Raw genomic sequence first — 12,268 nt, forward strand, 5'->3', positions numbered from 1 at the left:
AAGGATTATTCTTTCTCAAATAAGCGCGGGCGCTATGTATGAGCTGACTAGATTGAAACCTGTTCTCAATCTTGCATAATGGACACAAAACATGAAATTTCAACGCTTAAGGCCAATATGTAAATATCTGTTATTCAGAGTTGATTAGACGGATGGCGTATTTTTTTATCTTACGCGCGGCAGTGGCCTGGCTGATGTTCAAAGCCTGGGCAACCTTGATGGAAGTGCCATATTTCAGATAGGCGTGGCGTATGATTTCACCTTCGTATTGATCGAGCGCAAATTGCAGGTCGGAAACATCATAAATTGACGTATGGTTTTGCTGCGGGCCATGACACAGGGAATCCATTAAGTCGGCGGGCAGGGCGTCTTTGGTAATAATCTGGTCCTCAGAAGTGACAACCATCCGATAAATGACATTTTCCAGTTCCCGCACATTGCCCGGCCAGTCATAAGTATTAAAGGCGTTCATTACATCCTTATCGATCATCTTCTCCAATCCGAATTTTTTGTTTGCCTTTTCCAGGATACTATTGGATAAGGTGACAATATCCTCCCGGCGTTCTCTCAGCGGCGGAAGGGTGAAGGTTACTGTATTCAAGCGATAAAGCAGATCCTGGCGGAATCGGTTTTGTTCCACTTCCCGGCTGAGATCCTTGTTGGTCGCTGATATGATTCGGCAATCGATTTTGATCGACTGACTGCCGCCGATCCGGCGGACTTGACTGTCTTGGAGAACTTTTAAGAGCTTGGCCTGGGATTGCATGGGAAGCTCGGACACTTCATCGAGGAACAGAGTGCCGCCGTTTGCTACTTCAAAAAGACCTTTTTTGCCCTTCTGGTCGGCGCCGGTGAATGCTCCCCGCTCATAGCCGAACAATTCCGATTCGATGAGATTTTCGGGCAGAGCGCCGCAGTTGACTTCTACAAAACGGCCGTCTTTGTAATCGCTCAGCTCATGTACTTTTTTTGCCAGCAGGGTTTTCCCCACGCCGGTTTCCCCTAAGAGCAGCAGGTTGATATTATATTTGGCTGTGCTTTGCAAGGCTTTCAAGGTTTTCTGAAAGGAGCCGTTATTGGTAAAAAAATTATCGATTACCAGGGATTCATAAGACAGCTCATCCATGGTTTTTTCGTACTGCCTAACCTTGTCCATCAGTTCTTCGTACATGTTTTTAATTTTGATATGCTGGCCCATATCCCGGGTAAAGGTGACGACTTTTAAAATCTTTTTGTTTTGGCCAAAAACAGGGAAGGCGGATACAATGACGTGCTGGCCATCTTTCAGGGTTTGTATGCGGGTGATTTCACTTCCTGTCTTTAAGACGATGGCGGCAGAAGAAGGGCGGAAATATCCTTCCTCTTCCAAGTCGAATACGCTGCGGCCCAGCAGTAAATCGGCATCCAGACCGTAACTGGCTTTGAAGTTGTCATCTACGTAGATTACCATACCTTCGCCGTCGGTGATTAAAACGCCGGAAAAGCTGGCGGCCTTAAAGAGCTCTTTCATGATATCCGTGCTGCACATAATGTTTCACCTACTCCTTCCTGCTGCAGTTTGACTGGGCGCAGTCATTAAAAAAGGGGCGCATGCACAAGAGAGATCAAGTACACGCACCCGGTTTGTTCATTGGCTATTTTTCTTGGTGGACGACCGGTTTGGCCGGCGGTCTTTTGGATGGCGCACCGCCTTCGGTATCCTTGATGATTTCCGTCAGGGAGCTGGCCAGACCGGCGATTCCCTGAATTTCCGATGGAATGATGATCTTAGTCGCTTTTCCGTCCGCCGCGGCCCGGAACGCGTCCAGGCTCTGGATGGTCAAGACCTCCTGTGTGGGTTCGGATTCGGAGAGCATGCGCAGTCCGTCGGCCGTAGCTCTCTGAACCATGCGGATCGCCTCGGCTCTACCTTCCGCTTCTCTGATGGCCGACTGCTTTGCGGCTTCGGCTTCCAGAATAACCGCTTCTTTCTGTCCTTCCGCGATGAGGATGGCGGATTTCTTTTCTCCTTCAGCGCGCAGAATGGATTCACGACGTTCACGTTCAGCACGCATCTGCTTTTCCATGGCCATCTGTATATCCCGGGGCGGAGTAATGTTCTTTACTTCCACACGATTGATTTTGATGCCCCAAGCATCGGTGGCTTCGTCCAGGACAATGCGGATTTTGCCGTTGATATGCTCCCGGCTGGTGAGGGTTCCGTCCAGCTCCAGCTCTCCGATGATGTTACGAAGGGTGGTGGCAGTCAGGTTTTCAATGGCAGCCATTGGGTTTTCCACGCCATAAGCATACAGCTTGGGATCGGTGATCTGAAAATAAACCACCGTGTCGATTTCAATGGTTACGTTATCCTTTGTGATAACAGGCTGGGGCGGAAAGTCGATAACGTGTTCTTTGAGGGAAACCTTTCTCGCCACTTTGTCGATGAGCGGAATTTTAAAATGCAGTCCCACCTGCCAAGTGCAGTGATAAGCGCCAAGACGCTCCAAAACATAGGCGTGCGCCTGGGGCACGATACGGATATTGGTCACGATCAGCCAGATGATCAGTACGATCAGGATGATCGGAGCAATGATAGACATGATATTCATGTAAGATCCTCCTTTTATTTTGTAATCGGTTCTTCAGAAGGAGTTACGACCAGCTTTACGCCTTCCACTCGATCGATGATTACCGTTGTTCCTTTTTGAATCGTAGTATGGCTGTCTTTTGCTATGGCAGACCATACGAGTCCGTCAACTTTGGCCTGTCCCGAACCGAACGGTTCGATGGTCCCTGTTACCATTGCCTCTCTTCCAACCAGCGCATCCACATTGGTCTTTTCATTTCCGATCTTCAGCCTTTTTTTGGCCAGAGGCCGGGTAAAGTAGATGAGCAGGATGGAGACGATAAGAAAAACGATAATCTGAATGGGCAGGGAAAACTTAGCCATAGCCACAATGGAAGCGATAATCGCCCCGCCGGTGAACCAGATTGTTGTAAGGCCCATGGTTGCAGCTTCGATGATGCCGCACACGGCTGCGATGATCAGCCAGATAACCGCCGCGCTCAGGGTAATTCCAAAGATTGTCATAAACACTCCCCCTTCTTTATTCATACACAAGCAATACCGGATTAACTTATTTTATCACAGTTTTCTGTTTATTTACATCTTCTTTTTTTGGAATTGTCGATATGTTTCTCCATCGCTTCGGCGCCTGCTTCCACATCCTTCTCCGTAAAGGCCTTAAAGATCATTCGGTGCTCTTCCAATACGGTGGTCAGATAATCGTCGGCATAGATGTCTTCCTGTAAGCGATATTTAAAATAAGTCTGGTAGGAGGAGAGGAGCTGCCGCAGCATGCGATTGTGCGATGCTTCGTAAATAATCTGATGAAATCCGGCATTGATGGTAAGCATTTTGTCCACATCGTTTCGCAGCGTATAAAACTCCATAAATTCGAAGGTTTCCTCCAGCGCTTCCATTTCATCATCGGTGATCCGCTCAATGGCCCACTTGACCGCCTGAATCTCATAAGCCTTTCGCAGCTCGAACATGTCCTCAAAATCCTGCTGGGAGAGGCCGATAACAAAAGACCCCCGATTGAGAATGTTCTCCACCAGGCCTTCCGTTTCCAGCTGACGCAGAGCTTCTCGCACAGGGGTGCGGCTTACCTTGTACTCCTTGCAGATCGTCTGTTCAGTAAGCTTCTGACCGGGAGCAAGCTTCCCGGTCAGAATATCTCTTTGCAGCTCTGAAAACAAATTTGTGGAAATTGGCGCATTTGATTTAGGATCATCAGAATGCTTGTAGAGTACCATAACTGTCTCCTTTATTGTTTAGCAAATGTTGCTGCTATTTCAGATGGCTGATTACAAATTCGGTAAAGTCGTCTGTCGAATTTCCCGTGCTGTTTGAGGTCATGCTGAGGGCGTCCAAAGCTTCGTCCAGTGCATTGTCCAGGGCCGCAGCCTGGTCACCGTAGCCGATATGTCTCAGCAGCATAGCGCCTGCTCTTACGATGCTGGAAGGGTTGGCATACTGGCCTCTTCCTTCGGAAATCATTCTCGGAGCAGAACCGTGGATGGCTTCAAACATGGCGTAACGGCCGCCCTGGTTGATGCTTCCTGCCGTGCCGACGCCGCCCTGAATCTGCGCGGCTTCGTCCGTGATGATGTCGCCGTAGAGGTTGGGCAGGATGAATACGTTGAACTTGCTGTTGGCCGGTTCTTTAATCAGGTTTGCTGCTGTGATGTCAACGTAATAGTCGTCCACCTGGATTTCCGGGTAATCCTTAGCCACTTCGTAGCAGAGGCTGAGGAATTTGCCGTCGGTCTTTTTCATGATGTTGGCCTTGGTTACGATGGTGACTCTCTGGTTGCCGTTTGCTTTGGCAAATTCGAAAGCAGCGCGGGCAAGGCGGGTGGTTCCGATAGTGGTAGTGACTTTAAAGTCCATGGAAATATCGTCGTTGATATCCACGCCCTGGCTTCCCAGCGCATATTCGCCTTCTGTGTTTTCTCTGAAGAAGGTCCAGTTGATGTTCTTTTCCGGAATGGATACCGGTCTTACATTGGCAAACAGATCCAATTCTTTTCTCAGCTTTACATTGGCGCTTTCCAGATTGGGCATGTTGTCGCCTTTTCCCGGGGTCATGGTAGGTCCCTTGAGCAGAACGTGACAATCTTTTACGGCTGCCAGTACGTCAGCGGGGACGGTTTCCATTTTTTCAATCCGGTTTTCGATGGTCAAACCTTCGATGTCTCTCAGTTCCAGCTTTCCTGCCGCGATCTCGTCCGCCATCAGATGCTCCATGATTTTTTTGCAGGACTGGGTGATGATGGGGCCAATGCCGTCACCGTCGATGATACCTACGATAATTTTATCCAGAGCCTTATAGTCCGTGGACTGGGGAGCGGTTTTCATCCGCTCTGCCCGCTCCAGCTGTTCTTTTACGATTGTTTCAAATGCCTTTACATATTCCATAGTGTTCCACCTTTTTAACCTTTCATGTAATTAATCTTGCCGCCCTTTAAGATCAGTGCGATCTCCAGGTCGGAGAAGTTAGTCTTTGTCTGATATGTTTTGCCTGTATTTTTGTTTTTTACTTCAACCGTGCCGCTCTGCACCTGCTTGGGCGCCTGCTCGATGACCAGCTCATCGCCGATGGTGAAATCGTCGTAATCAGCCGGATTTTCAAATACCAGAGGCATGATTCCGCTGTTGATCAGGTTGGAGCGGTGGATCCGCGCAAAGGATTTTGCCACAACGAACTTTACGCCCAGATACAGCGGCGCCAGTGCGGCGTGCTCCCGGCTGGACCCCTGTCCATAGTTGTCGCCGCCGATGATGGCGCAGGTTCCGGCCTCCTTGCATCTTCCCGCAAACCCGCTGTCAACCTTCTCAAAGCAGTAGTTGGCCAGATGAGGAATGTTGGAGCGATAAGGCAGCAGTCTGGAGTCGGACGGCATGATATCGTCTGTCGTAATGTTGTCGCCTGCGTGGAGAGTCACGGTTACTTCCACGGTTTCAGGAAGGGCGGTGTTTCTTGGGAACGGTTTGATGTTTGGTCCCATGGCCACCGGCGTATTTTCGGTATTGGTTCCTTCCGGGTAAACGATGAAGTTATCGTTTGCGGTAAAGTCGGTGTCTTCGATCTGCGGCAGGGCCTGGCCGGTTTTGCTGCCGTCTGTCAGCACGCCGGTAACCGCAGAGATGGCCGCGGTCTCAGGGCTTACCAGGTAAACGTCCGCATCCAGGGTTCCTGATCTGCCTTTGAAGTTCCGATTAAAAGTCCTCAGGGAAACCGCGCCTGATTTTGGCGATTGTCCCATTCCGATGCAGGGGCCGCAGGCGTTTTCGATGATACGCGCTCCGCTGGCGATGATATCGGCCAGGGCGCCGTTTTCTGCCATCTTAGTGAGAATCTTACTGGATCCCGGTGAAATAACCAAGCTTACATCAGGATGGACTTTCTTTCCTTTGAGGATAGCGGCAACCTTCATCAAATCTGTGTAGGATGAGTTGGTGCAGCTTCCGATGGCAACCTGATCGACTTTGATTTCGCCGATGTTTGCGATGGAATCCACATTGTCCGGGCTGTGGGGCTGGGCAGCCAGCGGTGTCAGACTGTCCAGATCGACGATCAGTTCCTGATCGTAAACCGCATCGGCGTCTGCGGCCAGCGGCGTGTAATCGGCCTCTCTGCCCTGGGATTTGAGATATGCTTTTGTATTTTCGTCGCTGGGGAATACGGATGTGGTCGCGCCCAGCTCCGCACCCATGTTGGTGATGGTCGCTCTGTCGGTTACGGAAAGGGATTTCACGCCTTCGCCGGTGTATTCTACGATTTTGCCAACGCCGCCTTTTACGCTCAGCTGCTGGAGCACGTACAGAATCACGTCTTTTGCCGATGTCCAGGGATGGAGCCGGCCTTTCAGCTCGACTTTAATTACCTTGGGAGCAACCAGGCTGTAGGTGCCTTTTGCCATGGCTACCGCAACATCCAGTCCGCCGGCGCCGATGGCGATCATGCCCAGTCCGCCGCCGGTAGGCGTATGGCTGTCTGATCCCAGCAGGGTTTTTCCCGGTTTGCCGTAGTTTTCCAGGTGCAGCTGGTGGCAGATGCCGTTGCCTGGCTTGGAGAAGAGCACGCCGTGTCTCTGAGCGACGCTCTTGATGAAGGCGTGGTCGTCGGCGTTTTCAAATCCGGTCTGCAGGGTGTTGTGGTCTATGTAAGCGACGGAAAGCTCAGTCTGTACTTTGTCGACATCCATGGCTTCCAGCTGCAGGTATACCATCGTTCCGGTGGAATCCTGCGTCAGTGTTTGATCGATCTTGATCGTGATTTCTTCACCCGGTGTCAGATTGCCGCTCACCAGATGATTCTCCAGGATCTTATATGCTAGTGTTTTTCCCATTGTATATGGACCTCCTTGTCTTATATAAAAATATGTAATTTTGATTGACGCCATTGTATACAAGTATACCAGTATGCGGAATTGGGGTCAAGAGGCAGAATGGGGTTTTTTGAGGTGGTGGGGCGGGGGAAGGAAGGTGGGGGTGCGCAGGGGAGAGGAGCGGGCCCTCTGGGCCAGGATAAATTAAGGCCGAAAAGTAAAATCATCGCTGGAGGCTATTTTAGCCTTGGCCCACGATAATTTTTAATCGCTGGAGGATGAAAAAAGGAGAATCAGCGATGATTTTCCGCTGGTTTTAGATGGAAAGACGGCAAAAAAGGAGCAAAATCATCGTGGAGAGGGCTGCCGGAGAGCGATCACGATGATTTGTCCGGGAGCTCTGGAGCCAGCCCAGCCCGGTAAGTCCCAGCATCAGCCTTCCCCGGAGCCCCGGGCCAACAAGAAATGAAGATTTTATGATATTTTTAGAATCTATTTGAATTTCAAAAGCTGATATGGTACGCTTAGGAACAGAAAGGGGCGCTTTGAGGATGTTAGGATATGTAACAGCGGATAGACCGGAATTAAAAATGCGGGAATTCGAAGTTTATAACGGATACTATTGCGGCGTTTGCAAATCCATCGCCCGGCGTTACGGACAGCTGCCGAGGATGGTGCTCAGCTATGACGCGGCGTTTTTGGCGCTTTTGATCGGCAGCCTCTACAGAGAAGAAGATCAGCCGGCCAGAGAACATTGCATCATTCACCCCATTAAGAAAAAAACCATTGTCAGCAATGAAGCCATCGATTATGCCGCAGATGTGATGCTGATCCTGGCCTGGCACAAGCTTCAGGATGACGCCAGGGATGAGGGAAAGCTGCACGCTAAGGCAGCGGCGAAAGCGTTAAAGCATATCTATCACAGGCTGGAAGCCGCCAGGCCCGGTCTTTGCCTGAGAGTTGAAAAAGGGCTGCAGGGACTGACCCAGCTGGAAAAAGACAAATGCGCCAATTTGGATCAGGCCGCGGAAGCCTTTGCCAAAATCATGGAAGCGATTTTTGAAGAGGGCCCTTTGCCGGGCGGATTTAAAGAACAAGAAGTCCTGCGCAGAATCGGCTATCATCTGGGAAAATGGATTTACCTGATGGATGCCATCGACGACATCGACGAGAACATTGAGAGCGGAGCCTATAATCCGCTGCTCTACCGATTCAGCTACGAGCAGGGAGAAGAGGACTTCCGCGGCCGGATCATGGAAACCTGCGAGTTCAATCTCTACCATTATTTGGGGGAGATAGGGAGGGCCGCAGATTTGCTTGCTATTAAGAAAAATGAAGGTATAATAGAAAATATAATTTACAAGGGGTTACTTCGAAAAACACAGAATATGACCCAAAAGGAGGAATAATGGATCCATATGAAGTACTGGGAGTCAGACAGGGAGCTTCCGAAGCAGAAATCAAAGCCGCTTATAAAGAGCTGGTAAAAAAATACCATCCGGACAAATATCAAAATAATCCGCTGTCCGACCTGGCAGAAGAAAAACTTCAAGAAGTAAATGAAGCTTATGACATACTCATGAAAGGCTCTGGGAAAAATGCCGGAACAGGATATGGACCGGGCTCCAGTCGTGGAAACAATTATGGCCAGGCGCGAACCACACCGGAATTCAACCAGGTCAGACGAAATATCGATATGGGAAATTTGCAGGCAGCGGAAGAAATTCTTAACCGGACCCAGAACCGCAACGCCGAGTGGATGTTTCTGTCGGGGATGCTGTCCTACCGCAAAGGCTGGTACGATGATGCAGTCAGCAAAGTACAGCAGGCAGTCAATATGGACCCGTCCAACCCGGAATACAGTCAGGCTCTGGGGCAGATGATGAACGTGGGACAGAGCTATCAAAATACAGCCTATGGAAGAGGATATAATTCCACAGAAGACGCTTTCTGTAAAGCGCTGCAGTGCTACTGCTGCGCAGATATGTGCTGTGACTGCTTCTAGATTCAAGGGGGATCAGGTGACAAATAAAAAGACCTTCAAGCTTGCACTGGGCGGAATCTGCCTGGCGCTGTCCGTTGTATTTATGTTCGGCGCCTCTTTCGTGCCTGGAGTGGAACTGACACTTTACGCGCTCAGTTCATTGTTTATCGCCGTGATGATCATTGAAACCGGCGTCAAAGGAGGAATTCTCCTCTATGTTGCGGCCATTCTGCTGGGACTTTTGATCGTACCCAATAAAATAGGGATTTTGCCGTATGCCTGTCTATTCGGTCTCTATGGAATCCTGAAATATTTTATTGAAAAGATTAAAAATCCGATTATGCAAGTAGGCCTAAAAGTATTGTTCTTTGCAGGAGTTCTTTCAGCGGCATTCTACGGCTTTCAGGGACTGCTGCTGGGAAACGTGGATTTGCCGGACTTGCCGGCGGCAGTGCTGCTTGCAGCGGGCATCCTGTTTTTACTGCTGTATGATTGGATCTATACTTTACTCATTCGCATCTATCGAAAACGATTCGGAAAGCCGGAAATGGCATCCTTTCAGCTATCGGAAAAGAGAAAAAACGGAAATGACAAGCAGGTATGAAAAAACGCTGGAAAAGGCCTTACTGATCCATATGCAGACCCTTTTGGGTATGGCCGTGGTCGCATTTGCGGCAGAGATTGTCTTTTATTTTGTGCTGACCGCCCAGGGGACCATGGAGTCAGAGCCAAGCAGATATTTCTTGAAATATGTGGCCCTGCCTACGGGCCTTAACGGAATCTGTGTATTGACAGCGTGGCTGACATATCGATCTAATGGTACAAACTTGAAACAAAAAGAATATACCGTGTCACTGCTGGCCGTGGCCGAGGCCTTTATCATTGCCATTGTCCATGCAACCTTTCCTTCTGTCTATCTGCTGTTCGCCTTCATGATTATTGTTACCGTTTTTTATGGTGACAAGCTTTTGACGACGATCATTTTCTTCGCAGCACTGATCGGCCGATGTCTGAGTGCAATTTACTGCATTGACCAAAGCGTTTCCTTCTGTGCTGACGAGCTGGCGGATCTGCTGCTGGCTGTGATTATTTTATGCGGAATTTATGTGCTCTCGTTAACCATTATACGCTTGGAAAATGAAAAAAGAGAAATGATGGTACGCAGTATTGAGGAATGGGGCCGGATGAAGGAGACCGCACAGAAGGACCCTATGACAAAACTATATAATGTCAGAGCCTTGGAAGATTTCCAGAAAAAAGTGCAAGAAAAAAAATTGGGAAGACTGCCTACCTTTTTTGCCATGTGGGATATTGACGGTTTTAAGGAAATCAATGATACATATGGCCATCTGGAAGGCGATGCGGTATTGAGGTTTCTGGGAGAAAGATGTTTGGAACCTGCTTGCGGCATGCTATGTTTTCGCTATGGAGGCGATGAATTCAGTGCGTTTCTCTTTGACGATAAATGGGAGGATGGGCAAAAGAGGCTGAAATTATTGCAAGAACAGTTGAGACAATACACCATAAGCAGTACGGGAGAGAAGTTGCTGCTGTCGATCAGTATCGGGGCTACGCCTTACGCTTCTGATGTTGAGCTGGCAGAATTGATCGCCCGGGCGGATAAAGCATTGTACCAAGTAAAAAAGAAAGACAAAGGAAGTATTCGCTTCATCCAATACTGACTTGGAGCCGCTGCCTGATTAAAAGACTAGGCTGAAAGCATAAAGAAGCTGCGAACATTTTTGATTCGCAGCTTCTTGTGTTTTTGCCGGGACCGTTCCATATCAGAAATGCATGCTTGCAGAACCTTGTACGGCTAGCATGATATGGGCTAAAGCATTGGCGTCTTATGTTTAATCTTATTGCACTTCACAAATTTTCCGTCGCCCTTCTTGCCGAGGAATTCGCCGTCTTTGTAAACCAGATTTCCTCTGCTGTAAGTGGCCACAGGATACCCTTTAACCGGTACGCCTTCCCAGATGGTATGATCCGTGTCGCCATGCATAGCTTCATTGGTGATGGTGAAGTTTTTCTTCGGATCGTAGATTACGATATCCGCGTCCAGTCCCACCTGAAGAGCGCCTTTTTGTGTATCCAGTCCGAACAGTTTAGCCGGATTGGAAGCACACAGTTCAACTGCTTTATTGAAGGTAATTCTGCCCTTGTTTGCCTCAGACAGAACATAAGGATACATGTTTTCAATACCGGCACAGCCATTAGGAATGGTGGTGAAGTTTCCTGGAGTACCGTCCTTCTGGGTGATTCCCCAGTCCTTTTCTGCCTTTGTGAACGGGCAGTGATCGGTGGCGATGGTGGAGATATCGCCTCTCTTAATTCCTTCCCACAAAGAATCCTGAGATTCTTTCCCCTTCATTGGCGGAGAGCATACGAAGTCGCGGGCGCGAAGTCCCTGTTCCGGAATGCCTTCCTTATAAACTTTGCTGGTGAAGTACAGATACTGAGGACAAGTTTCTGCAAAAATGGGATAACCCTGATCCCTGGCTTCTGTTACTGCGTCCATGCCCTGTTTGTTAGCCAAGTGAACGATATAGAGAGAAGTTCCGGCCATTTTAGCCAAATTGATGGCTCTTACATCCGCTTCGCCTTCAACAGCCTCGTTTTTAGCCATATAATGCCACCAGGCGTCCGTTTTGCCCTCAGCCAGGTACTGGGCGATGAGAACGTTGTTGACTTCTCTGTTTTCAGCGTGCACGCCGACCAGTGCACCGATGTCTTTGGCTTTGAGCAGAGTTTTGTAGAACTGTCCGTCATCTACGCCGAAATCATATACCATGAATACTTTAAAGGAGGTTACACCAAACTTAACGGCATCCTCCATGGAATCCAGCATTTCATCCGTTGTGACATCACCCACACCAATGTGGAACGAGTAGTCCACTGCTGCTGTTGGAGCAGCCAGATCATTTCTGCGGTTGATTGCATCCAGCATAGGCTCACCCTGCCCCTGGAGGACAAAATCGAATACCGTGGTCGTTCCGCCGCATGCAGCCGATCTTGTACCGGCATAATAATCGTCGGTGGAAATGGTTCCGCCGAAAGGCATGGCCAGATGAGTATGTCCGTCAATGGCGCCAGGAAGTACCAGCTTGCCTTTAGCGTCTACCACTTCCGCGCCCTTTTCCGGCTTCAAGTTTGCTCCGATTGCTGTGATTTTACCGTTTTTTACAGCCACGTCCGCTTTGAAGCTCGACTGTGCTGTTACGACGGTGCCGCCCTTGATTAATAAATCCATAATACAACCTCCTTTTACTTGGATAAGAGTAGAAGCCCTTGGTTTCAAAGGCTTCTACGGTATCATTATTACGTAGGAAATATCCTCAGGATATTTCCGAAGTATCAACAAAGTCTACTTCTTTAAACAATCGGCGAAGCCGACTTTGTTCT

At 49.1% G+C, this 12,268-nt stretch carries 11 protein-coding genes; 4 read left to right on the forward strand and 7 right to left on the reverse strand.

The features are described from left to right. Positions 1-130: 130 nt before the first annotated feature. From NIA71_RS17050 to NIA71_RS17075, 6 genes are all read right to left on the reverse strand, one after another. Positions 131-1,528 carry a sigma-54 interaction domain-containing protein gene (locus NIA71_RS17050; RefSeq protein ID WP_253021043.1) on the reverse strand — a complete coding sequence of 466 codons (1,398 nt, stop codon included), beginning with the start codon at positions 1,526-1,528 and terminating at the stop codon, positions 131-133. Positions 1,529-1,634: 106 nt separating this feature from the next. Further along, positions 1,635-2,582: an SPFH domain-containing protein gene (locus NIA71_RS17055; RefSeq protein WP_148395703.1), complete on the reverse strand. Its 948-nt coding sequence runs from the start codon at positions 2,580-2,582 to the stop codon at positions 1,635-1,637. Positions 2,583-2,605: 23 nt separating this feature from the next. Continuing rightward, on the reverse strand, positions 2,606-3,073 hold the full coding sequence (locus NIA71_RS17060; protein WP_253021045.1) for an NfeD family protein: 468 nt from the start codon (positions 3,071-3,073) through the stop codon (positions 2,606-2,608). Positions 3,074-3,141: 68 nt separating this feature from the next. Then, on the reverse strand, positions 3,142-3,801 hold the full coding sequence (locus tag NIA71_RS17065; protein WP_148395397.1) for a GntR family transcriptional regulator: 660 nt from the start codon (positions 3,799-3,801) through the stop codon (positions 3,142-3,144). A gap of 34 nt (positions 3,802-3,835) precedes the next feature. Next, the gene (locus tag NIA71_RS17070; RefSeq protein WP_253021046.1) at positions 3,836-4,966 is read right to left on the reverse strand and encodes an isocitrate/isopropylmalate family dehydrogenase; all 1,131 of its coding nucleotides are present in this window, start codon (positions 4,964-4,966) and stop codon (positions 3,836-3,838) included. A 14-nt stretch (positions 4,967-4,980) separates the two neighbouring features. Continuing rightward, positions 4,981-6,900 carry an aconitate hydratase gene (locus NIA71_RS17075; protein WP_253021047.1) on the reverse strand — a complete coding sequence of 640 codons (1,920 nt, stop codon included), beginning with the start codon at positions 6,898-6,900 and terminating at the stop codon, positions 4,981-4,983. Positions 6,901-7,430: 530 nt separating this feature from the next. Between NIA71_RS17075 and NIA71_RS17080 the strand changes: the two genes are divergently transcribed. The 4 genes from NIA71_RS17080 to NIA71_RS17095 are packed head-to-tail and all read left to right on the forward strand — an operon-like array spanning position 7,431 to position 10,545. Next, entirely contained in the window at positions 7,431-8,288 is an 858-nt protein-coding gene (locus tag NIA71_RS17080) for a DUF5685 family protein (protein ID WP_253021048.1), read from the forward strand. After that, positions 8,288-8,884: a J domain-containing protein gene (locus NIA71_RS19995; RefSeq protein WP_148395401.1), complete on the forward strand. Its 597-nt coding sequence runs from the start codon at positions 8,288-8,290 to the stop codon at positions 8,882-8,884. Before NIA71_RS17080 ends, NIA71_RS19995 begins: the two co-directional genes overlap by 1 nt. Before the next feature lie 16 nt (positions 8,885-8,900). Then, entirely contained in the window at positions 8,901-9,467 is a 567-nt protein-coding gene (locus NIA71_RS17090) for a hypothetical protein (protein WP_148395402.1), read from the forward strand. Next, positions 9,451-10,545 (forward strand): GGDEF domain-containing protein, encoded by a 1,095-nt coding sequence (locus NIA71_RS17095; protein WP_253021049.1) that lies wholly within the window; start codon positions 9,451-9,453, stop codon positions 10,543-10,545. Before NIA71_RS17090 ends, NIA71_RS17095 begins: the two co-directional genes overlap by 17 nt. 149 nt (positions 10,546-10,694) lie before the next feature. Here the strand turns inward: NIA71_RS17095 and hydA are convergent, their stop codons facing one another. Further along, the gene (gene hydA, locus NIA71_RS17100; protein ID WP_253021050.1) at positions 10,695-12,116 is read right to left on the reverse strand and encodes a dihydropyrimidinase; all 1,422 of its coding nucleotides are present in this window, start codon (positions 12,114-12,116) and stop codon (positions 10,695-10,697) included. Positions 12,117-12,268: the final 152 nt, after the last annotated feature.

This window comes from Ihubacter massiliensis, from assembly GCF_024125305.1.
GTDB classification, from domain to species: domain Bacteria; phylum Bacillota; class Clostridia; order Peptostreptococcales; family Anaerovoracaceae; genus Hominibacterium; species Hominibacterium faecale.